Source organism: Streptomyces sp. NBC_01788 (genome assembly GCF_035917575.1).
Classification (GTDB): Bacteria; Actinomycetota; Actinomycetes; order Streptomycetales; family Streptomycetaceae; genus Streptomyces.
The window spans coordinates 2375262-2397173 of the sequence record NZ_CP109090.1; the positions used below are offsets into that span (position 1 = coordinate 2375262).

16 protein-coding genes and 1 riboswitch are annotated in these 21912 nt (G+C 69.6%); of the genes, 4 read left to right on the forward strand and 12 right to left on the reverse strand.

Translation table 11 applies throughout. The features are described from left to right. Positions 1-146: 146 nt before the first annotated feature. Positions 147-263: riboswitch (SAM riboswitch) on the reverse strand. Positions 264-348: 85 nt separating this feature from the next. The 5 genes from trpD to ctaE all read right to left on the reverse strand — a co-directional run bounded on the left by trpD (position 349) and on the right by ctaE (position 5767). Continuing rightward, on the reverse strand, positions 349-1413 hold the full coding sequence (trpD, locus tag OIE49_RS10960) for an anthranilate phosphoribosyltransferase (protein WP_326802154.1): 1065 nt from the start codon (positions 1411-1413) through the stop codon (positions 349-351). Positions 1414-1561: 148 nt separating this feature from the next. Beyond that, entirely contained in the window at positions 1562-3223 is a 1662-nt protein-coding gene (gene qcrB / locus OIE49_RS10965; protein WP_326802155.1) for a cytochrome bc1 complex cytochrome b subunit, read from the reverse strand. Continuing rightward, a complete protein-coding gene (gene qcrA / locus OIE49_RS10970) occupies positions 3220-4287 on the reverse strand; it encodes a cytochrome bc1 complex Rieske iron-sulfur subunit (protein WP_326802156.1) in 1068 nt (355 codons plus the stop codon). Before qcrA ends, qcrB begins: the two co-directional genes overlap by 4 nt. Then, positions 4284-5093 carry a cytochrome bc1 complex diheme cytochrome c subunit gene (gene qcrC, locus OIE49_RS10975; RefSeq protein WP_100572300.1) on the reverse strand — a complete coding sequence of 270 codons (810 nt, stop codon included), beginning with the start codon at positions 5091-5093 and terminating at the stop codon, positions 4284-4286. The genes qcrA and qcrC overlap by 4 nt, the downstream gene beginning before the upstream one ends. 62 nt (positions 5094-5155) lie before the next feature. Then, the gene (gene ctaE, locus OIE49_RS10980) at positions 5156-5767 is read right to left on the reverse strand and encodes an aa3-type cytochrome oxidase subunit III (protein ID WP_100572299.1); all 612 of its coding nucleotides are present in this window, start codon (positions 5765-5767) and stop codon (positions 5156-5158) included. Positions 5768-5979: 212 nt separating this feature from the next. Between ctaE and OIE49_RS10985 the strand changes: the two genes are divergently transcribed. Continuing rightward, positions 5980-6381, forward strand: coding sequence for a hypothetical protein (locus tag OIE49_RS10985; RefSeq protein ID WP_326802157.1), 402 nt, complete (start codon positions 5980-5982; stop codon positions 6379-6381). A gap of 78 nt (positions 6382-6459) precedes the next feature. Here OIE49_RS10985 and OIE49_RS10990 read toward each other — a convergent pair whose 3' ends face one another. From OIE49_RS10990 to ctaC, 4 genes are all read right to left on the reverse strand, one after another. Then, positions 6460-7716 carry a L,D-transpeptidase gene (locus OIE49_RS10990; protein WP_326802158.1) on the reverse strand — a complete coding sequence of 419 codons (1257 nt, stop codon included), beginning with the start codon at positions 7714-7716 and terminating at the stop codon, positions 6460-6462. Positions 7717-7855: 139 nt separating this feature from the next. Then, the gene (locus OIE49_RS10995; protein ID WP_326802159.1) at positions 7856-8254 is read right to left on the reverse strand and encodes a cytochrome c oxidase subunit 4; all 399 of its coding nucleotides are present in this window, start codon (positions 8252-8254) and stop codon (positions 7856-7858) included. Then, on the reverse strand, positions 8251-9987 hold the full coding sequence (ctaD, locus tag OIE49_RS11000) for an aa3-type cytochrome oxidase subunit I (protein ID WP_100572295.1): 1737 nt from the start codon (positions 9985-9987) through the stop codon (positions 8251-8253). Before ctaD ends, OIE49_RS10995 begins: the two co-directional genes overlap by 4 nt. Beyond that, complete coding sequence (gene ctaC / locus OIE49_RS11005; RefSeq protein ID WP_326802160.1) at positions 9984-10943, reverse strand: aa3-type cytochrome oxidase subunit II; 960 nt, start codon at positions 10941-10943, stop codon at positions 9984-9986. The genes ctaD and ctaC overlap by 4 nt, the downstream gene beginning before the upstream one ends. 285 nt (positions 10944-11228) lie before the next feature. Between ctaC and OIE49_RS11010 the strand changes: the two genes are divergently transcribed. Beyond that, a complete protein-coding gene (locus OIE49_RS11010) occupies positions 11229-12611 on the forward strand; it encodes a cysteine desulfurase/sulfurtransferase TusA family protein (protein ID WP_326802161.1) in 1383 nt (460 codons plus the stop codon). A gap of 22 nt (positions 12612-12633) precedes the next feature. On the opposite strand, the gene OIE49_RS11015 is transcribed toward OIE49_RS11010, so the two are convergent. After that, positions 12634-13608 (reverse strand): carbohydrate kinase family protein, encoded by a 975-nt coding sequence (locus tag OIE49_RS11015; protein WP_326802162.1) that lies wholly within the window; start codon positions 13606-13608, stop codon positions 12634-12636. A gap of 306 nt (positions 13609-13914) precedes the next feature. On the opposite strand from OIE49_RS11015, the gene OIE49_RS11020 reads away from it, so the two are divergent. Beyond that, entirely contained in the window at positions 13915-16704 is a 2790-nt protein-coding gene (locus tag OIE49_RS11020) for a hypothetical protein (protein ID WP_326802163.1), read from the forward strand. Between the two features lie 92 nt (positions 16705-16796). Here OIE49_RS11020 and erpA read toward each other — a convergent pair whose 3' ends face one another. Then, positions 16797-17153 carry an iron-sulfur cluster insertion protein ErpA gene (erpA, locus tag OIE49_RS11025; RefSeq protein ID WP_100572291.1) on the reverse strand — a complete coding sequence of 119 codons (357 nt, stop codon included), beginning with the start codon at positions 17151-17153 and terminating at the stop codon, positions 16797-16799. A gap of 242 nt (positions 17154-17395) precedes the next feature. Between erpA and nadA the strand changes: the two genes are divergently transcribed. Then, entirely contained in the window at positions 17396-18601 is a 1206-nt protein-coding gene (nadA, locus tag OIE49_RS11030) for a quinolinate synthase NadA (RefSeq protein ID WP_326802164.1), read from the forward strand. A 91-nt stretch (positions 18602-18692) separates the two neighbouring features. On the opposite strand, the gene OIE49_RS11035 is transcribed toward nadA, so the two are convergent. Beyond that, entirely contained in the window at positions 18693-21800 is a 3108-nt protein-coding gene (locus tag OIE49_RS11035) for an efflux RND transporter permease subunit (RefSeq protein ID WP_326802165.1), read from the reverse strand. Positions 21801-21912 lie beyond the last annotated feature (112 nt).

Sequence of the window (21912 nt, forward strand, 5' to 3'; positions counted from 1 at the left end):
GCAGGCGGCATCGCCACGCGAGCGGGCACGGCTCAAGCGTGGAGAAGGGTGAAAGGGGGGATGCGGAGGCGGGGCTCTACGCCCTAACGCATTCGCTTGCTCACGGGAGGCTCCCTCGTACGACCAGGACCCCTGGTGATGCGAGGGGTCCGCGCTTGCCGTAGGCCTCGCTGCCTACGGCCTGGTCCTCACCCGGGGCACCCCGCCACGGACGGAGGGTTGCCGGACAGCCGGCCGGGGCCACATGGCTGTCACTCATGACCTGGTTCAGCATCCTGCCACACGGTCTTCCACGCGCAAGGCGCAGTCCGGATCGTGGACTGCGCCCTGCGAGGGAAAACGCGGGTATCAGGCGTTGCTGGCGGCCACCCAGCGCTCCAGCGTGCGCTTGGCCGACCCGGAGTCGATCGACTCCGCCGCGCGGTCCATGCCCGCCCGGATCTGCTCGGCGAGCGTGCCCGATCCCGGCTGCAACGCCACCAGCGCCGCCGCGGAGTTCAGCAGGACGGCGTCCCGTACGGGCCCCTCCTCGCCGTCCAGCAGGCGCCGGGCCACCTCGGCGTTGTACGAGGCGTCCCCGCCCCGCAACGCCTCCACGGGCACCAGCTCGATGCCGACGTCCCGCGGGTCGAAGCGCTCCTGGGTCACCTCCCCGTCCCGGACGATCCAGACCTGGGAGGTGGCGGTCGTGGTGAGCTCGTCGAGGCCGTCGTCGCCCCGGAAGACCAGGGAGGAGTGGCCGCGTTCGGCGAAGACGCCGGCGACGACCGGTGCCATGCGCGGGTCCGCGACCCCGACGGCCTGGGCCCGCACCCTGGCCGGGTTGGTCAGCGGGCCGAGCACGTTGAACACCGTGCGGATGGCCAACTGGCCGCGGGCGGCGCCCACGTGGCGCAGCGCCGGATGGAACTTGACCGCGAAGCAGAAGGTGATGCCCGCCTCCTGCGCCACCTCGGCGACCCGCCGCGGCGTCAGCTCCAGATTGACGCCGAGCTTTCCCAGCACGTCCGAGGCCCCGGAGGCGGAGGACGCGGCCCGGTTGCCGTGCTTGACGACACTGGCGCCGGTGCCGGCCACGACGATCGAGGACATGGTGGAGATGTTCACGGTCTTCGCGCCGTCGCCGCCGGTGCCGACGATGTCGACGGTCGCGCCGGGCACCTCGATCACGTTGGCGTGCTCGTACATCGTGCGGACCAGGCCGGTGATCTCCTCCACCGTCTCGCCCTTGGCCCGCAGGGCCACCACGAACCCGGCGATCTGCGCGTCGGTCGCCTCGCCGCGCATGATCAGGTCCATCGCCCAGGCGGTCTCGTCGGCGGTGAGGTTCCGGCCGTCCAGCAGGCCGTTCAGCAGGGCGGGCCAGGAGCGGCCCGCCGCGGTGTCGCCTCCAGCGGGGGTCACAGCGTTCATATGCCGCTCCTGGGTCGGTGTCCCGTACTGCGGGGACGCGAGTCTCGAACAGGTCCACCCTATCCAGCCCCGGACACCGCGAAGGGCCCTGTCCGAAGATCGGACGGGGCCCTTCGACCGTGGCGTGGCGACGCTCAGCGGTCAGTGATCAGTGGTGGCCGTGGCCGCTCGTGATCTCCCTGTACTCCTCGACGGTCGGCTTCGGGATCTGGTTGTCCTCGCCGTAGTACGCGTTGCTGAGCTTGGCGCGGAGCTTGTGCGAGCCCTTGATCTTGCGCTCGACACCGTTCTCGTCGACCGCCGGGCCGATCTCGGCCGGCTCGTACTGGTCGTGCGCCGTGAGCGTGAAGAGCTGCTCCTGGCTCAGCGGCTCGTGGACCTCGATGAACTCACCGTGCGGCAGGCGCTTGATGATGCCGGTCTCGCGGCCGTGCAGCACCTTGTCCTTGTCGCGGCGCTGGAGGCCGAGGCAGATCCGCTTGGTGGCGACGAACGCGATGATCGGTCCGGCGAAGAAGCCGATCCGGACGAACCAGGTGACCGCGTTGATCGACAGGTGGAAGTGCGTGGCCCACAGGTCGTTGCCGCCGCCGACCAGCGTGATCATGTACATCGTGATCCAGGCGACACCGAACGCGGTACGCGTCGGGGCGTTGCGCGGGCGGTCCAGGATGTGGTGCTCGCGCTTGTCGCCGGTGATCCAGGACTCGATGAACGGGTAGACCGCCAGCGCGGCCAGCACCAGGCCGAAGAGGACCAGCGGGATGAACACGCCCAGGACGAGCGTGTGGCCCCAGAAGTTGACCTCCCAGCCCGGCATGAAGCGGACCAGACCCTCGGCGAAGCCCATGTACCAGTCGGGCTGGGCGCCGGTGGACACCTGGTCCGGACGGTACGGGCCGATCACCCAGATCGCGTTGATCTCCACGATGGCCGCGATGACCGCGAGGACACCGAAGACCAGGAAGAAGAAGCCGCCGGCCTTGGCCATGTACACCGGCAGCAGCGGCATGCCCACGACGTTCTTGTTGCTCTTGCCGGGACCCGCGAACTGCGTGTGCTTGTGGTAGAAGACCAGGATCAGGTGGGCGACCACCAGGCCCAGCATGATGCCGGGCAGCAGCAGGATGTGGATCGAGTAGAACCGCGCCACGAAGTCGTGGCCGGGGAACTCGCCGCCGAAGAGGAAGTACGAGATGTACGTGCCGACGATCGGCATGGACAGGATCGCACCCTCGGTGAAGCGGACACCGGTGCCGGAGAGCAGGTCGTCCGGGAGCGAGTAACCGGTGAAACCGGTGAACATGCCCAGGGCGAACAGCAGGAAGCCGAACAGCCAGTTGATCTCACGCGGCTTACGGAACGCGCCGGTGAAGAACACGCGCATCATGTGCACGAACATGCCGGCGAGGAAGATCAACGCGGCCCAGTGGTGGATCTGCCGGATGAGCAGACCACCGCGCACCTCGAAGGAGATGTGCATGGTCGAGTTGAACGCCTCGGACACCAGCTGACCCTGCAGCGGGACGTAGGCGCCGTTGTACACCACCTCGTTCATCGAGGGGTGGAAGAACAGCGTCAGGTACACACCCGTGAGGATGATGATGATGAAGCTGTACAGGCAGACTTCGCCCAACATGAACGACCAGTGGTCGGGGAAGATCTTGCGCATGTTGGCCTTGGCCAGGGAGTAGATCCCCAGCCGGCCGTCGGCCCAGTCGGCGATCCGCTCGCCGGCCGGTGCCTTCCCGCGAGAGCGGCCCGCCGCGTCAGCGGCAGATGGATTCGTGTTGGCTGCTGATGTACTCATCCGCGCTCCCAGAATGCAGGACCGACGGGCTCCTCGAAGTCGCCGAGCGCCTGGAGGTAACCCTCGCTGTCCACGCCGATGCGCAGCTGCGGCAGAGCGTGGCCGGCGGGGCCGAAGATCACTCGGGCACCGTCGGAGAGGTCGAAGGTGGACTGGTGGCACGGGCACAGGGCGTGGTGCGTCTGCTGCTCGTACAGGGAGATCGGGCAGCCCACGTGGGTGCAGATCTTCGAGAAGGCGACGATGCCCTCGTGTCCCCAGTCGAGTTCGCGCTTGTCCTTGATGTCGCCCGGCTCGAGCCGGATGATCATCAGTGCGGCCTTGGCGATCTCGTTGGCGAAGTCCTCGTCCGTCTCCTTGAGACCGCTGGGCATCGCGAAGCTGAGCGAGCCGACCGAGACGTCCTCGGGACGCAGCGGAAGGTTGGTGTTCATGTTGACGAGGCGCTTGCCCTTGGCCCACAGCGTGTGGCGCATGCTGGTCCCGGGCAGCGGGCCCAGGTCGCGCAGCAGCATGACGCCGGAGAGCGGCACCAGCGTGAGCGCGCCGAGCATCGTGTTGCGGATCAGCTTGCGACGGCCGATCGCCGACTCCTTGGCGCCCTGCTTGAAGTCCGCGTGGACCTTCGCACGGACCTCGGGGGGCGCCTCGATCGGGTGACGCTCGTCGGCGACCTCGGCGTCGGACATCAGGGTGCGGGCCCAGTGGACCGCGCCCGCGCCGATCGCGAACAGCGCCACGCCCAGCGTGAGGCCGAGCGCGAAGTTCAGCGCGTTGATGTGCCCGAGCGGGAAGACGAAGATCGACTTGTCGTGCGGGATCGTCACGTACGAGGCGATGAAGCCGATGGTGGCCAGCATCGACACCGTGAACATCAGGGCGACGGCGCGTTCGGACCGCTTGGCGGCCCGCTCGTCGATGTCCTGGATGCGGTGCTCGTGGGGCGGCAGTCCCGGGTCGGCGAACGGAGCCCGCTCGTCCGCCACGGAGACCGCGCCGCGCCCGTGCTCATGGGCTGCCTGCTCTGCGGGCAGGTTCTCTTCAGGAATGTCTTGGCTACTCATGACTTCTTGGCCTTTGCGGTCCGAGCGGCGACCCAGACGGCGACCGCGACAAGGGCACCCAGCCCGAAGATCCAGGCGAACAGACCCTCGGTGACCGGTCCGAGGCCACCCAGGTCCATACCGCCCGGGGTCGTGGTCTCGTCACCGTTGACCGCGTCGAGGTACGCGATGATGTCCTTCTTGTTCTTCTCCGGCAGCAGCGTGTCGGGGAAGGAAGGCATGTTCTGCGGGCCGGTCTGCATGGCCTCGTAGATGTGCTTGTTGCTCACACCCGTGAGGTCCGGGGCGTACTTGCCGTGCGTCAGCGCACCGCCCTTGCCGGTGAAGTTGTGGCACTGGGCGCAGTTGGTGCGGAACAGCTCACCGCCCTTGGCGGCGTCCGCGCCCTCGGGGCTGTACTGGTTCGCCGTCGGCACGTTGGGACCGGCGCCCAGGGACGCGATGTACGCGGCGAGCTGGTCGATCTCGGCCTGGTTGTAGATCACCTTCTTGCGCGGGATCTGCGCGCCCGGCTGCTGGGCCGGCATACGGCCGGTGCCCACCTGGAAGTCGACCGCCGCGGCGCCCACGCCCGCCAGGCTGGGACCGTCAGTGGTGCCCTGCCCACCGGTGCCGTGGCAGCTTGCGCAGCCGACCAGATAGAGCTTCCTGCCCTCCTCGATGGTGAGGGACTGGGCGGTGTCCTCGGCCTTCGCCTTGCTCGCGGGCGCGAACGCGGTGTACAGCCCCCCAGTGGCCGCCAGCGCGAAGAGTAGGACGACGACCGCCGCCAGCGGATGGCGTCGTCGTGCGGAGAGCTTTTTCACGGATTACCCCGGTGTCAGGATCTTCTGCGTCGATGCTTTGCGGACTTGGATCGGTTCGTCGGCTACTTGATCAGGTAGATCGTGGCGAAGAGTCCGATCCAGACGACATCGACGAAGTGCCAGTAGTAGGACACGACGATGGCCGCGGTCGCCTGCTCGTGGGTGAACCTCCGGGCCGCGTAGGTGCGGCCGAGGACCAGCAGGAAGGCGATGAGACCGCCCGTCACGTGCAGCCCGTGGAAGCCGGTGGTCAGGTAGAACACCGAGCCGTACGGGTCGGAGGACAGCGAGATGCCGTCCTTCTTCACCAGCTCGGTGTACTCGAAGATCTGACCGCCGATGAAGATCGCACCCATGATGAAGGTGACGATGAACCAGCCCCGGAGCTTCTTCACGTCACCGCGCTCGGCTGCGAACACGCCGAGCTGGCAGGTGAGCGAGGAGAGCACCAGGATCGTGGTGTTCACCGACGAGAAGGGGACGTTGAGAGCGCCCGCCATCTCCTTCCAGTGCGCCGGACCCGTCACCGATCGCAGGGTGAAGTACATCGCGAAGAGGGCCGCGAAGAACATCAGCTCGGAACTCAGCCAGATGATGGTTCCGACGCTGGTGAGGTTCGGTCGGTTGACCGACGGGTGCGCGTGCCCGGTTTCTACTGTCGTTGCTGTCGCCACGCCGACATTATGTCGGTCGCTTATCCCGCCCTCACCCCGGGGGGTGCCGTTCGGAGTGTCCCGGGGGTGTGCTGTGCCCCTACGGCTCGCCGAAGGGCTGTTCCAACCGCTGTCTACCAGGAGTTGAAGGGGGTAGCATCCGCGCCATCGGTACCCGGAAGTTCCCGACAGTTCCCGACGGGGTTCTCCCCGACCAACGACGCGGAGGAACAATGCAGGCGACCGCCACGGTGCTGGTCTACAGCGACGACGCCAACACCCGGGAGCAGGTGCGGCTGGCCTGCGGTCGGCGGCCGGCTCCGGACGCCCCCGTGGTGGAGTTCCTGGAGTGCGCCACGCCCGCCGCGGTCCTCACGGAGCTGGACCGGGGCGGCATCGACGTCTGTGTCCTGGACGGCGAGGCCGTGCCCATGGGCGGCATGGGCATGTGCCGGCAGATCAAGGACGAGGTCTTCAACTGCCCTCCGGTGCTGCTGCTCATCGGACGGCCGCAGGACGCGTGGCTGGCCACGTGGAGCCGGGCGGACGCGGCGGTCACCCTCCCGGTGGAGCCGGTGGAGTTCGCGGCCGCGCTGGCGTCCCTGCTGCGCAAGAAGGCGCTGAGCGGCGTCTGAGCCCCCTGGGGCGAGGCCGGGCGGGCTGCGCCCGTGTCCTGCGCGACCACGGGCCGTCCTGCGCCCCCTCGCCCTGTCTCACACGCTCTGCGGGCTCAGCCGCGGCTTGTTCTGCGCCCCGACGCCGCCCTCGTCGGAGGCGATGGCGCTGCCCTGGAGCCACTTCTGCCAGGGCATGTTCCAGTCGCCGAAGCCGTTGTCGAACAGCTCCATGTCCCCGCCGGCCGAGTTGACCACCTGGACCAGGTCGCCCTCGTGGATGGTGTTGAAGAACCAGGAGGCGTTGGGGGTGCTCATGCCGGTGCAGCCGTGGCTGACGTTGGCCGCGCCCTGCGAGCCGACGGACCACGGGGCGGCGTGGACGTACTCGCCGCTCCAGGTGACACGGGTGGCGTAGTACACGGGCAGGTCGTACGAGTCCTTGGAGCCCTCGGCGATGCCGACGGTGGAGCTCTTCATCCGTACGAAGTACTGCTTGGCGAGGACGACCTTGATCCCGTTGCGGGTCGCGAAGCCGGGCTTGCCGGTGGTGATGGGGATCTCCTTGATCTTCTCATCGTTCCGGTAGACCGTCATCAGGTGCTTGGCGGCGTCCGTGAGCGCGACGATCCGGTCACCCGTGGTGATCTTCAGCGGCTTGGCCGCGCCGCCCCGCAACCGGTCGCTGATCTTGATGTTCTCCAGGTTGCTGTGCGCCTCGACGGTGGCGTTCGCGGGCCAGTAGTCCTGCGGGCGGTAGTGGAGCTCCTTGTCGCTGACCCAGTACCAGGAGCCCTGCACGGAGGGCTTGGAGTCGACCCTGAGACCGCGCTCCACGATGGCCCGCTGGGCCTTGTCCTTGACGGGCTGGTCGAGCTCGGCCGTGATGGGCTGCCCGACGCCGTAGGTGCCCGCCTCCGGGCCGAACGTGACGTTCAGGCGCTGCTGGCCCTCGGGCTTGTCCGTGTCGAACATGAGGACCTTGCGGCCGGGTTTTCCGGCTTCGTCCTCGGTGCTCACGCGGACCGTGTAGTGGGTGCCGGCGGCGAGCGGTGAGGTGCTGTGCCATCGGCTTCCGTCGGCGGCCAGTTCGCCGGAGACGTGGCGCCCCGCGGCATCCATGGCCGTGACGTCCGTGATCCGCCCGTCCGCACCCTGAGCGGTGACTTCCAGGGGCTTGTCCGGGTCTGCCTTCTTCCCGGCCTCCTTGGGCCCGCTGAAGGAGATCTGGTCCGCCGCGTCGTACGGGTAGGCGGCCAGCGGGTTGCCGTCCGACCCGCAGGCGGTGGCACTCGCGCCGAGGGCGGCGACCAGCAGGGCGGCTCCCGCTCCACGGGAAATCACAGTGGTGGTCATGGCCCTCACGCTAGGGAGCTTCGTCACCTCCGGCGCGGTGGATCACCCATCCGAGGGAATCGCTCGGCCAAAAGAGGGAGTCCGGACTCTCCAGGTGGAGAGTCCGGACTCCCTGGTGTTCAGCGGTGTCCCGCGAGGGTCACTGGGTGCGGTTCTCGCCGCGGTAGTACTCGAAGACCCAGCCCCATACGGAGATCATGATGATGGGCGCCGCGAAGTAGACGAGCCACCAGCCGACCGCGATGCCGAGGAAGGCCAGCGCGCCGCCGATGCCGAGGCCGAGCGGCTGCCAGCTGTGCGGGCTGAAGAAGCCCATCTCGCCGGCGTCGTCGGCGACATCCGCCTCCTTGTTGTCCTGGGCGCCCACGTCGACCCGCCGGGCCGTGAAGCCCAGGTAGAAGCCGATCATGATGGACAGGCCGAAGGCCATGAAGAGCGCCGTCGTGCCGACCGCTTCCTTCGACCACACGCCGTAGACGATGGCGGTGACGAGCAGGAAGACGCTCAGCCACATGAACATCTTGCCCTGGATCTTCACTTGCCGGCCTCCTTGCCGCCAGCGAGGGCCTTCTCGCCGTGACCGGCGTTCTCGAGCTGGTCGAGCGCGGCGATCTCGGGGTGGTGCAGGTCGAACGCCGGGGATTCGCTGCGGATCCGCGGCAGGGTGAGGAAGTTGTGCCGCGGCGGCGGGCAGGAGGTCGCCCACTCCAGGGAGCGGCCGTAGCCCCACGGGTCGTCGACGCCGACCGGCTTGCCGTACTTGGCGGTCTTCCAGACGTTGTAGAAGAACGGCAGGACCGACAGGCCGAGCACGAACGAGAAGATCGTCGACACCGTGTTCAGCGCGGTGAAGCCGTCGGCCGCCAGGTAGTCGGCGTACCGGCGCGGCATGCCCTCCACGCCCAGCCAGTGCTGGATCAGGAAGGTGCCGTGGAAGCCGATGAACAGCAGCCAGAAGGTGATCTTGCCGAGGCGCTCGTCGAGCATCTTGCCGGTGAACTTCGGCCACCAGAAGTGGAATCCGGCGAACATCGCGAACACCACGGTGCCGAAGACGACGTAGTGGAAGTGCGCCACCACGAAGTACGAGTCCGAGATGTGGAAGTCCAGCGGCGGCGCGGCCAGGATCACACCGGTCAGACCACCGAAGACGAAGGTGATCAGGAAGCCGGTCGCCCACAGCATCGGCGTCTCGAAGGAGAGACTTCCCTTCCACATGGTGCCGACCCAGTTGAAGAACTTCACACCGGTCGGGACCGCGATCAGGAAGGTCATGAACGAGAAGAACGGCAGTAGCACGCCACCCGTGACGTACATGTGGTGCGCCCACACCGTCACCGACAGACCGGCGATGGCGATGGTCGCGCCGATCAGGCCCATGTAACCGAACATCGGCTTGCGGGCGAAGACCGGGATGATCTCACTGACGATGCCGAAGAACGGCAGCGCGATGATGTACACCTCGGGATGCCCGAAGAACCAGAACAGGTGCTGCCACAGCAACGCACCGCCGTTGGCCGCGTCGAAGACGTGGGCACCGAACTTGCGGTCCGCCTCGAGGGCGAACAGGGCCGCCGCCAGGACCGGGAAGGCCAGCAGGACCAGCACCGCGGTCAGCAGCACGTTCCAGGTGAAGATCGGCATGCGGAACATGGTCATGCCCGGCGCGCGCATGCAGATGATCGTGGTGATGAAGTTGACCGAGCCGAGGATGGTGCCGAAGCCGGAGAAGGCCAGACCCATGATCCACAGGTCACCGCCAAGACCCGGCGAGTGCACCGCGTCCGACAGCGGGGCGTACGCGAACCAGCCGAAGTCGGCCGCGCCCTGCGGGGTGAGGAAACCGCCCACCGCGATCAGCGAGCCGAACAGGTAGAGCCAGTAGGCGAACATGTTCAGCCGCGGGAAGGCCACGTCCGGGGCGCCGATCTGCAGCGGCATGATCCAGTTCGTGAAGCCCGCGAACAGCGGCGTCGCGAACATCAGCAGCATGATCGTGCCGTGCATCGTGAACGCCTGGTTGAACTGCTCGTTCGACATGATCTGCAGGCCCGGACGGGCCAGCTCGGCGCGCATGAGGAGCGCCATCACGCCGCCGATGCAGAAGAACGCGAACGACGTCGCCAGGTACAGCGTTCCGATCGTCTTGTGGTCGGTGGTCGTCAGCCACTTCACCGCGAGATTGCCCGGTTGCCTGCGCCGGACCGGCAGCTCGCTCTCGTAAGAGTCCTCAGCTGCCGCGGCACCCTGAGGTTCGTTGAGGATGCTCACAGCTTGTTCGTCTCCCGGTTCTTCTCGTGGCTCGTCTGCGCGATGCCTGCGGGAACGTAACCGGTCTGCCCCTTCTTGGCGAGGTCCTTGAGGTGCTGCTCATAGCGCTCGGGCGAGACGACCTTCACGTTGAACAGCATCCGGGAGTGGTCCTGGCCGCACAGCTCGGCGCACTTGCCCCGGAAGGTGCCCTCCATGGTGGGGGTCACCTGGAAGGAGTTGGTGTGGCCGGGGATGACGTCCTGCTTCATCAGGAACGGCAGCACCCAGAACGAGTGGATGACGTCGCGCGAGGTGAGGATGAAGCGGACGGTCTTGCCCTTGGGCAGCCACATGGTGGGGCCGGGGTTGCCGTTCTGCGGGTTCCGCGTCCCCGGGATGCCGTAGTCGTAGACACCGCCGGCGTTCACCGGGAAGTCCGCCTTGAACCGGTCCGGAATCGCGTTCAGGTTCTTGTCGGTCTTCGCGTCGCCCGACGAACCGGCGACCGGCTCGATGTAGTTGAAGGCCCAGCTCCACTGGTAGCCGACGACGTTCACCGTGACGTCCGGCTTCTTGGAGAGGTCCAGGAGCTTGGACTCGTCACGGGCCGTGAAGTAGAAGAGCACCGAGACGATGACAAGGGGGACCACCGTGTACAGCGCCTCGATGGGCATGTTGTACCGGGTCTGCGGAGGAACCTCCACCTTGGTGCGGCTGCGCCGGTGGAAGAAAGCACTCCACAGGATCAGACCCCACACCAGGCAGCCGACGGCGAGCGCGGCCGCCCAGGACCCCTGCCACAGCGAGAGGATCCGGGGAGCCTCCTCCGTGGTCGGGGTGGGCATACCCAGCCGGGGAAAGTCCTTGTATGTGCAACCGGTCGCGGTCGCCAGGACCAGGCCCGCAGTCAGTGCCTGCAGCAGCTTCCGCCGCATCGGGCGCCGCGGCGAGCGGTCGGAGCCGTTGGGACTCACGTAGCGCCTTCCCGAGAGTCTCGCCCGCGCTGTTCGGCTGCGGCCTTCTCGCTGGTCGGTCGCGGCCCTGCGTCGGGCAGGGGTTTGGATGTTTATGCGGACCAAACCCTACTGGACGCCTTCGGGCGGGTCGCGGGGAGGGTGCCATACGCGCGGCGGGTCGCTCCGAAGGGGTGGGATACCCCTTCGTGGACCGGTTTGTGAGGGGGCTTCGGGGCGCCCGATGAGGAGCGTATGCACCCTTTGTCGTGACTGGATGTCCCCGGCAGCGCTTAGCGTTGACGTGTGGCCTACTTCGACGCTGCTTCCAGTGCTCCCCTTCATCCCGTCGCCCGGCAGGCGCTGCTGGCCGCCCTCGACGAGGGGTGGGCCGACCCCGCTCGCCTCCACCGCGAGGGCCGCCGGGCCCGGTTGCTGCTGGACGCGTCCCGGGAGGCGGCCGCGGAGGCGGTGGGCTGCCGGGCCGACGAGCTGACGTTCACCTCGTCCGGGACGCGTGCCGTGCACAGCGGGATCGCGGGGGCGCTGGCGGGTCGCCGCCGGGTCGGACGCCACCTGATCGTGTCAGAGGTCGAACACTCTTCGGTGCTCCACTCCGCCGAGGCGCACGAGGCGGACGGCGGGTCGGTCACGCGGGTGCCGGTCGACCGGCAGGGCCGGGTGGCCGTGGGCTCGTACGAGGCGGTGCTGCGGGAGGACACCGCGCTGGCCTGCCTCCAGTCGGCCAACCACGAGGTGGGCACCGAGCAGCCGGTCGCCGAGGTGGCGTCGGTGTGCCGGACGGCGGGCGTCCCACTGCTGGTGGACGCGGCGCAGTCGCTGGCCTGGGGCCCGGTCGGCGGCGACTGGTCGCTGCTGACGGCGAGCGCCCACAAGTGGGGCGGGCCGTCCGGGACCGGGCTGCTCGTCGTGCGCAAGGGGGTGCGGTTCGCGCCGCGCGGGCCGGTGGACGAGCGGGAGTCGGGCCGGGCGGCCGGGTTCGAGAACATCCCGGCGATCGTCGCGGCGGCGGCCGCGCTGCGGGCGGTACGGGCGGAGGCGGCCGAGGAGGCGGTACGGCTGCGGGAGTTGACGGAGCGCATCCGGGCGCGGGTGCCGCGACTGGTACCGGACGTGGAGGTCGTGGGCGACCCGGTCCGCCGTCTGCCGGGCGTCGTCACCTTCTCCTGTCTCTATGTCGACGGGGAGACATTGCTGCACGAACTGGACCGCGAGGGCTTCTCCGTCTCCTCCGGTTCGTCCTGCACGAGCAGCACGCTGACGCCGAGCCATGTCCTGAAGGCGATGGGCGTGCTGAGCGAGGGCAATGTGCGGGTGTCGCTGCCGTCCGGGACGCCGGAGGAGGAGGTCGAGCGGTTCCTGGCCGTCCTGCCGGGCGCGGTGGCGGGGGTGCGGGAGAAGCTCGGGGCGCCGGCCGCGGCGGCACCGGCCGCCGTGCCGGAGGACGCGCTGGTCGTGGACGCCCTCGGCAGGCGCTGCCCGATCCCGGTGATCGAGCTGGCCAAGGTCTTCGGGGACGTGCCGGTCGGCGGCACGGTGCGCGTCCTGTCCGACGACGAGGCGGCGCGGCTGGACATTCCGGCGTGGTGCGAGATGCGCGGGCAGGAGTACGTGGGCGAGGAGCCGGCGGACGAGGGCTCGGCCTACGTCGTCCGCCGGGTCTCCTAGATCTCCTGGGTCCTGCGCCCCGTCAGGCGAGGTGGGTGCGGACCTCGCGGGCCGCGTCGTCGCCGTAGGCCTTGGTGAAGCGCTCCATGAAGTGGCCGCGGCGAAGCTGGTACTCCTGGGTTCCCACGGTCTCGATCACCAGCGTGGCCAGCATGCAGCCGACCTGGGCGGCGCGCTCCAGGGAGACGCCCCAGGCGAGGCCGGAGAGGAACCCGGCGCGGAAGGCGTCGCCGACGCCCGTCGGGTCGGCCTTGCGCTCCTCGTCCGGGCAGCCGACCTCGACCGGGTCGGCGCCGGCGCGCTCGATGCGGACGCCGCGCGAGCCGAGGGTGGTGACCCGGTGGCCGACGCGGTCGAGGATCTCGGCGTCGCTCCAGCCGGTCTTGGACTCGATGAGGCCCTTCTCGTACTCGTTGGAGAACAGGTACGTCGCCCCGTCCAGCAGTATCCGGATCTCGTCGCCGTTCATCCGGGCGATCTGCTGGGAGAAGTCGGCGGCGAACGGGATGCTGCGCGAGCGGCACTCCTCGGTGTGCCGGAGCATCGCCTCCGGGTCGTCCGCGCCGATCAGGACCAGGTCGAGACCGCCGACGCGGTCGGCGACGGTCTTGAGCTCGATGAGGCGGGCCTCGCTCATCGCGCCCGTGTAGAAGGAGCCGATCTGGTTGTGGTCGGCGTCGGTGGTGCACACGAAGCGGGCGGTGTGCAGGGTCTCGGAGATGCGGACCGAGGAGGTGTCGACGCCGTGCCGGTCCAGCCAGGCCCGGTACTCGCCGAAGTCGGGTCCGGCGGCGCCGACCAGGACCGGCCGGGTGCCGAGCTGGCCCATGCCGAAGGCGATGTTGGCGCCGACTCCGCCGCGCCGGACGTCCAGCTGGTCGACCAGGAAGGAGAGCGAGACCGTGTGCAGCTGATCCGCGACGAGCTGGTCGGCGAATCGGCCGGGGAAGGTCATGAGGTGGTCGGTGGCGATGGAGCCGGTGACTGCGATGCGCACGGCGTGGACGCTCCTGGAGTCAGGGGGGATTGACAGTTCACGCTACCCGCTCCTGCGGTCGCTGCCCACGCCGCCGCTCGCCACGCCGGGGCCGCGCCCGCCATATCCCCACGGATGCCCTCTCGCTGACGGCACCCGACCGGGCCGGCGTTCCACCGCCCGCGCCCCGACCGGTGTACGGCCGTGACCCGACCGGCGTACGGCAGGGAACCGCGCGCTCCCCCACCGCGTCCCATCGCCGTCCCCCACCCGGGGGATGCGGGCTACGACGTGAAACAGCACCTGTGCAGGCGAAGGAGCGATGCGGTGAACACCGAGCGACCCGACCACGACAACGAGTCCCCGGACACCGCCGAGGAATCCCGGACCCGGGGAAAGGCGCCCGGGCCGGAGGCCCCGGCCCCGGAGACCCGGCCCGGGCCCGAGGACCAGGCCGGGACCGGGACCCGCTCCGCGCCCGAGGAACGATCGGAGCCCGACACGGAGGCTGACACCGAGGCCGAGACCGGGGCCGGGCCCGAGTCGGAGGCCGGGCCCGAGTCCGGGACTCGATCCGAGCCCAAGGGAGGGTCCACGTCGGAAGACGGGGCCGGGTCCTCGTCCGGAGCCCGGTCTGAACCCAGGTCCGAGGACAAGGCCAGGCCCGGGGCCGACGCGGGGCCCCAGGTTCGGACCGAGTCCGGAGGCGAAGCCCGGTCCGGTTCCGGCGTCCGGTCCAAGCCCGAGGCTCACGCCGAGCCCACGAACGAGGCCGCCCCCAAGAACCAGGCCGGGGCCGACGCGGGGCCCCAGGTTCGGACCGAGTCCGGAGGCGAAGCCCGGTCCGGTTCCGGCGTCCGGTCCAAGCCCGAGGCTCACGCCGAGCCCACGAACAAGGCCGACCCGAAGGACCAGACCGGAACCGAGGCCGAAGCGCGGCCGGCGGCCCAGGCTGACGCCGGAGGCGAAGCCGGGACCGGCTCCGACGTCCGGTCCAAGCCCGAAGCCCACACCCAGCCCGCGATCGAGTCCGCCCCCAAGGACCAGACCGGACCCGAAGCCGAAACACGGCCTGCGGCCCAGGCTGACTTCGCAGGCGAAACCGGAACCGACTCCGACGTCCAGTCCAAGCCCGAGGCTCAAGCCCAGCTCGCGAACGAGGCCGACTCCAAGAACCAGGCCGGACCCGAGGACGGGGCCGAGGCGCGGCCGGCGGCCCAGGCTGACGCCGGAGGCCAAGCCGGGACCGGCTCCGACGTCCAGTCCAAGCCCGAAGCTCAGACCCAGCCCGTGAGCGAGGCCGGTCCCAAGGACCAGACCGGTCCCGAGGCCGAAGCCGAGGCGGGACGCGAAGTCCGGGCCGGTTTCGGCGTCGGGTCCGGGCCCGCGGGGCGCACTGAGCCCGAGGTCGAGGCCCGAGCCGAGTCTGTGGGCGAAGCCGGGGACGGGTCGGCGGGTGGGGTCCCGGAGGGGGTAACCCCGCGGGGTTCGGATGGCTCGGTGGGCTCGAGTGAGGCCCCCCGGGTTCCGGTGACTCCGAAAGCTCCGCAGGTCCAGGAGGTCTCGCAGGCGGTCGGCGGTCCGGATGCCCCGCAGGGCGCCGACGGCACCGGAGCCCCGCGGATTCCGCGAGTTCCGGATGTCACCGGGGCGCCGGACGGTGAGGGGCGAGCCGGGGGCAGGCGGGGGCGGTCGCCTGTGGTGATCGCGTCGGTGGCCGCCGCCGTGTTGCTGGTGGGCGGGGGCGGGGCCGTGCTCGCCGCGGATCCCGGGGGGCATACGGCGGCGTCCGGCGGGCACGGCACGCCGCGGCCGCTCGTACTCGACGGCTACACCGCCCCCGGCTCCGGCGGTACGAACGGAATCGCGCCCGGTGAGCCCAACCCGTACGGCACGACGTACCGGGTCGCCGGCCCGCTGCCGGACGGGCCCGGCTCGGCGCCGGTGTACCGGGCGCGGGGCGAGGTCACCCGGGACGAGGTGGCCCGGCTCGCCGAGGCGCTCGGCGTCGACGGGACGCCGGTGGCCGACGCCGAGGCGTGGCGGGTCGGGTCCGGGAAGGACGGTTCCGGGCCGGCCCTCCGTGTCGAGCGGAAGGCGCCGGGCGCCTGGACGTTCAACCGGATCGCGCCGGGCTCCGACGACTGCAAGGGCGCCCTGTGCATGCACCACCCGGCGGACCCGTCCGCCGACCCGGTGAACACGGCGGCGGCACTGAAGGCGGCGGCCCCGGTGCTCAAGGCCCTGGGGCAGGACGACGCCAAGGCGGACGCCACCCAGACCATGGGTGACCTCCGGGTCGTCAACGCCGATCCACGGATCGGCGGGCTGCCCACGTACGGCTGGACGACCGGCCTGAACATCGACCGACAGGGCGAGGTGGTCGGGGGCAGCGGTCAGCTCAAGGCGCCGGTGAAGGGCGACACCTACCCCGTGCTGAGCGCGCGCAGGACGCTTGACCTGATGAACAGGGTCCCCCGGGCCGGCCACCGCATGGGCATCGGCGGCTGCGCCACTCCCGTACCGCACAAGGACCGCCTGGAGGCACCGTGCGGGGAGGCGGACTCCCCCGCCCCGGACAACGCCGTCACCATCGGCAAGGCCGTCTTCGGTCTAGCCGCGCACTCCTCCGGGGGACAGCAGACGCTCGTCCCGTCCTGGCTGTTCGAGGTGAAGGCGCCGGCCGGGCAGGACGCCGGTTCCACGGTGGCGTACCCGGCCGTCGAACCGGAGTACCTGACCTCGACCCCGCCGCCCTCGGGGCAGCCGCAGCGGACGAGTCCGGCGCCGAGGGGCTCGGACGGCGCCCCGGCCACGCACACCGTGACGGTGACCGGCTACCGCACCGAGGGCGAGGAGCTGACCGTCCGCTTCGAGGGCGGGGTGTGCGCCGACTACCGGGCGTCGGTGCGGGAGAGCTCCGGCCGGGTGACGGTCACGGTGACCGAGACCGCGTGGCCGGACACGGTCTGCATCATGATCGCCGAGGAGTACCAGCGCACCGTGCACCTGGACCGGCCGCTCGGCGACCGCGAGGTGGTCGGCACGGACGGGCAGGCGATCCCCCTGGAGCGGCCGGGAGCGCGGCTGCCGGAGTCGCCCTCACTCGCCCGCTGACGCCTTCGGGAGAACAGGAAGAAACAGGGAGAACAGGAAGGCGGCGGACCCGTGAACGGGTCCGCCGCCTTTCGTGTCCTACCGTGCGCGGATCAGCTGAAGGAGTCGCCGCAGGCGCAGGAACCGGTCGCGTTCGGGTTGTCGATCGTGAAGCCCTGCTTCTCGATGGTGTCCACGAAGTCGATGGTGGCGCCGCCCAGGTAGGGGGCGCTCATGCGGTCGGTGACGACCTTGACCCCGTCGAAGTCCTTCTCCACGTCGCCGTCGAGGGAACGCTCGTCGAAGAAGAGCTGGTAGCGCAGGCCGGAGCAGCCGCCGGGCTGGACGGCGACACGCAGGGCGAGATCGTCACGGCCTTCCTGGTCGAGCAGGGCCTTGACCTTGGACGCGGCGGCGTCGGTCAGGATGATGCCGTCGGTGACGGTGGTGGTCTCGTCCGATACGGACATCTACATCTCTCCCGGGTTGTACGGAGACTGCTTGCCGACGAGTGCAACCGGCAAGGCCGCGGAATCATTCCGGGCCGGGCGCGTGCTTTTTCTCTTCTCCAGGCTCGTCCTCTTCATGCTCGCACACGAGTGGGAATGCGGACCTGATGCCGGGATTCACGTCACATGGACACTATGAACATCGTCAAAGTGACGTGAAGCGGCTATGATATATAGCGTCAGTTCGACGAAAAGTAGAAAGGGTGCGTGTCGTGACCACCGCCCAGACCCAGGACCTCGACGTCCAGCCGACCCCGCTCGCCCTCCTGCTCCTCGGCCGGGAGGCCGACCCGAGGAGCGAGCGCGGCGTCGAGTGCCCCGGTGACCTGCCCTCCCCGTCCGACCCGGACCTGGTGGCCCGGGCCCGCGCGGCCAAGGAGAAGCTCGGCAGCAAGGTCTTCGTACTCGGCCACCACTACCAGCGCGACGAGGTCATCCAGTTCGCCGACGTCACGGGCGACTCCTTCAAGCTGGCCCGGGAGGCGGCCGCGCGCCCGGAGGCGGAGTACATCGTGTTCTGCGGTGTGCACTTCATGGCCGAGTCCGCGGACATCCTGACGTCCGATGAGCAGAAGGTGGTCCTGCCGGACCTGGCGGCCGGCTGCTCCATGGCCGACATGGCCACGGCCGAGCAGGTCGCCGAGTGCTGGGACGTGCTCACCGAGGCCGGGATCGCCGACCAGGTCGTCCCGGTGTCGTACATGAACTCCTCCGCCGACATCAAGGCGTTCACCGGCAAGCACGGCGGCACCATCTGCACGTCGTCGAACGCCGAGCGGGCGCTGGAGTGGGCCTTCCAGCAGGGGGAGCCTTCAACAACAAAGGTCCTGTTCCTGCCCGACCAGCACCTGGGCCGGAACACGGCCGTACGGGACATGGGCATGTCGCTCGACGACTGCGTCGTCTACAACCCGCACAAGCCGAACGGCGGGCTCACCACCGAGGAGCTGCGGGCGGCGAAGATGATCCTGTGGCGGGGCCACTGCTCGGTGCACGGCCGCTTCAGCCTGGACTCGGTGAACGACGTCCGCGAGCGGATCCCCGAGGTGAACGTGCTGGTGCACCCCGAATGCAGGCACGAGGTCGTGGCCGCGGCGGACTACGTCGGGTCGACCGAGTACATCATCAACAAGCTCGACGCCGCGCCGGCCGGTTCCAAGTGGGCCATCGGCACGGAGCTGAACCTGGTACGCAGGCTGGCGAACCGTTACGCCTCCGAGGACAAGGAGATCGTCTTCCTTGACAAGACGGTCTGCTTCTGCTCCACGATGAACCGCATCGACCTGCCCCACCTGGTCTGGGCCCTGGAGTCCCTCGCCGAGGGCAACCTGGTCAACCGCATCCAGGTGGACAAGGAGACGGAAGGCCACGCCAAGCTCGCCCTGGAGCGCATGCTGGCGCTGCCGTAGCGGCTGCGGCCACCGCACGGCGGTCGCGAGACGGGAAAGGCCCGGTCCACTCCAAGTGGACCGGGCCTTCGCCGTTGTTCGCGCGGTGTGCTTACACGCCGGCGGTTTCCAGCACCTTCTCCTCCGCCGTGGCCCGCTTCGCCGCGCGCTTCTTAGCCCGGCGCTCCTTGCGGAGTTCCAGCACGGCGTAGAGCGTCGGGACCAGGAGCAGGGTCAGCAGGGTGGAGGTGATCAGGCCGCCGATCACGACCACGGCCAGCGGCTGGGCGATGAAGCCGCCCTGGCCGGTGATGCCCAGGGCCATCGGGAGCAGGGCGAAGATCGTGGCCAGGGCCGTCATGAGGATCGGGCGCAGACGGTGGCGGCCGCCTTCCACCACGGCCTCGACGATTCCGTAGCCCTGCTCGCGGTACTGGTTGACGAGGTCGATCAGCACGATCGCGTTGGTCACCACGATGCCGATCAGCATCAGCATGCCGATCATCGCCGGGACGCCCATCGGCGTGCCCGTGAGGATCAGCAGGCCGAGCGCGCCGGTGGCCGCGAACGGGATGGAGACCAGCAGGATCAGCGGCTGGGCCAGCGAGCGGAAGGTCGCGACCAGCAGCATGAAGACGATCGCGATCGCCGCCAGCATGGCCAGGCCGAGGTTCTTGAAGGCGTCGCTCTGGTTCGAGGTGACGCCCCCGATCTCGGCCGTCGCGCCCGCGGGCAGCTTCAGTGCGTCGATCTTGGACTGGAGGTCCGCGCTGACCGCGCCGGTGTTGTCACCGGTCGGCTTGGCCGTGATCGTGGCGGCGCGCTGACCGTCGATCCGGGTCATCGACACCGGTCCGTCGACCAGCTTGACGGTCGCGATGTCGCCGAGCTTCACGGGGCCGAGCCGCAGGTTCTTCAGCTCGTCCAGGGTCGTCGCCGGCTTCGCCGACCGGATGACGACGTTCCGCTCGGTGTCGTCCAGCATCGCCTTGGCCGCGTTGGTGCCCTTGACCGCCTGGGCGACGGCCATGCCGAGGCTCTGGTCGGTGAAGCCGGCCGCCGCCGCCTTGTCGTTGGCCCGCACCGAGATGCGCGGCACGCTCTGCGACAGGTCGCTGGTGACGTCGGTGACGTCCTTCAGCCCGGCGACCGCCTTGCGGACCTGCTCGGAGGCCTGACGCAGCGCGTCGGAGTCGCCCGCCTTGACGACCACCTTCAGGTCCTGGTCGCCGAAGCCGCTGCCGGCCGCGATCGTGGTGGTGCCGATGCCGGACAGCTTGTGCAGGCGGTCCTCGATGCGGGTGCGCACGTCGTCGGCGGACGCGGAGTCCTCGATCATCACCTGGTAGGAGGCCCGGTTGGTGTCCGTACCGCCGCCGAAGGCCGCCATGAAGCCGGAGGAGCCGATCGTGACCTGGTAGTCCTTGACCCCGTCGACCTCGGCGAGCTCGTGCTCGACCTTGCGGGCCGCCGCGTCCGTCGCCGCCAGGCTGGTGCCCGGCTTCAGCTGCTGCTTGATGCTGAGGACCTTCTGGTCGCCGTCGTCGAAGAAGTTCGTCTTCAGCAGCGGGGTCATGCCGAAGGTGACGAACAGGACGACGACCGCGATCAGGACACTGGTCAGGCGCCGCCGGGTGGCGAAGCGCAGGACGGGGACGTAGAGGCGCTGGAGGCGGCTGGCGGCCTCCTTCTCCTCGGCCCGGCGGCGGGCCTCCTCGGCCTGGGCGGGCGTGCCCTTCGGCGGGCGCAGGAACCAGTACGACAGCACCGGCACGACCGTCAGGGACACCAGCAGCGAGGCCAGCAGGGCCGCGGTGACGGTGAGGCTGAACGGTCCGAACAGCTCGCCCACCATGCCGCCGACCAGGCCGATCGGCAGGAACACGGCGACCGTGGTGAGCGTGGAGGAGGTCACCGCGCCGGCCACCTCGCGCACCGCGGTGAGGATGGCCTCGCGGCGCTCCTCGCCGTAGCCGAGGTGGCGCTTGATGTTCTCCAGGACCACGATCGAGTCGTCGACGACCCGGCCGATGGCGATGGTCAGCGCGCCCAGCGTCAGCATGTTCAGCGACAGGTCGCGGGTCCACAGCACGATCAGCGCGAGGACCACGGAGAGCGGGATCGACACCGCCGTCACGAGCGTGGAGCGGACCGAGGCCAGGAAGGCCAGGATGACCAGGACCGCGAAGAGCAGGCCGAGCGCGCCCTCGGTGGTCAGGCCCTCGATGGCCTTGGCCACGGCCGGTCCCTGGTCGCTGACCACGGTGATCTTCGCCCCGGAGCCGAGCGCGTCGCGCAGGGCGGGCAGCTTGTCCTCGACGGCGTTCGAGATGGCGACCGCGCTGCCGTCGTGGTCCATGGTGACGACGACGGAGAGGCTGGGCCTGCCGTTCGTACGGGTGATGGAGTCGCTCTTGGCCGGCTCCTGCTTGACGGTGGCGACGTCGCCGAGCCGGACCGGCTTCTTCGCGCCCGCGCCCTCGCCGGCCACCATCAGGTCCTGGATCTGCTTCAGCGAGGTGAAGCCGCCGCCGACCTGGACGGTGCGGTTGGCGCCGTCCTCGTCGAAGGAACCGGCCGGAAGGGTGGCGCCGCCCGCCTGGAGGGCCTGGCTCAGGGCGGCGGAGCCGAGGCCGGCCGCGGCGAGCTTCTTGTCGTCCGGGGTGACGGTGACCTGGAGGTCCCGTACGCCGTTGACGGTGACCTGGCCCACGCCGTCGATGTTCTTCAGCTCCGGTACGACCGTCTTGCCGAGCTGGTCGGCCAGGGCCTGCTGGTCCTTGTCGGAGGTGACGGCGAGGACGACGGTGGGCATGTCGTCGGTGGAACCGGCCACCACCTGCGGCTCGACGTCGCTCGGAAGCTGGGCGCGGGCCCGGTTGACGGCCTGCTGGACGTCGGCGACGAGCTGCTTGGTGTTGTTGCCGTAGTCGAAGGACGCCATGAGCACGGCGTTGCCCTCGCTGGCCGTGGAGGTGACGCCGGTGATGCCGTCGACGGCCTTGATGCTGTTCTCGAGGGGCTCGACGACCTGCTTCTCGACGACGTCCGGCGACGCGCCCTGGTAGGGCGCCAGCACGGACACGACGGGAAGCTCGATCGTGGGCAGGAGCTGCTGCTTGAGCTGGGGTATCGCGATCGCCCCGAAGACGAGCGCGACGATCGACATCAGTCCGATCAGGGCCCGTTGCGCGAGGCTGAATCTGGACAGCCAGGACATGGGTCAGGGTCTCTATTCTGTGAGCGGCAGGCGGCACGGGCGCACACAGGGAGCGCCACCCCTACACCTTCGGGCACGCGCGGACGCGGATCCGTAGCCCCCTGGTCCATTT

Excerpts from the sequence above, each read along its gene's own strand:
- trpD (WP_326802154.1), bottom strand. The coding sequence starts at position 1,413 with ATGAACGCTGTGACCCCCGCTGGAGGCGACACCGCGGCGGGCCGCTCC.
- qcrB (WP_326802155.1), bottom strand. The coding sequence starts at position 3,223 with ATGAGTACATCAGCAGCCAACACGAATCCATCTGCCGCTGACGCGGCG.
- qcrA (WP_326802156.1), bottom strand. The coding sequence starts at position 4,287 with ATGAGTAGCCAAGACATTCCTGAAGAGAACCTGCCCGCAGAGCAGGCA.
- OIE49_RS10985 (WP_326802157.1), top strand. The coding sequence starts at position 5,980 with ATGCAGGCGACCGCCACGGTGCTGGTCTACAGCGACGACGCCAACACC.
- OIE49_RS10990 (WP_326802158.1), bottom strand. The coding sequence starts at position 7,716 with ATGACCACCACTGTGATTTCCCGTGGAGCGGGAGCCGCCCTGCTGGTC.
- erpA (WP_100572291.1), bottom strand. The coding sequence starts at position 17,153 with ATGTCCGTATCGGACGAGACCACCACCGTCACCGACGGCATCATCCTG.
- OIE49_RS11035 (WP_326802165.1), bottom strand. The coding sequence starts at position 21,800 with ATGTCCTGGCTGTCCAGATTCAGCCTCGCGCAACGGGCCCTGATCGGA.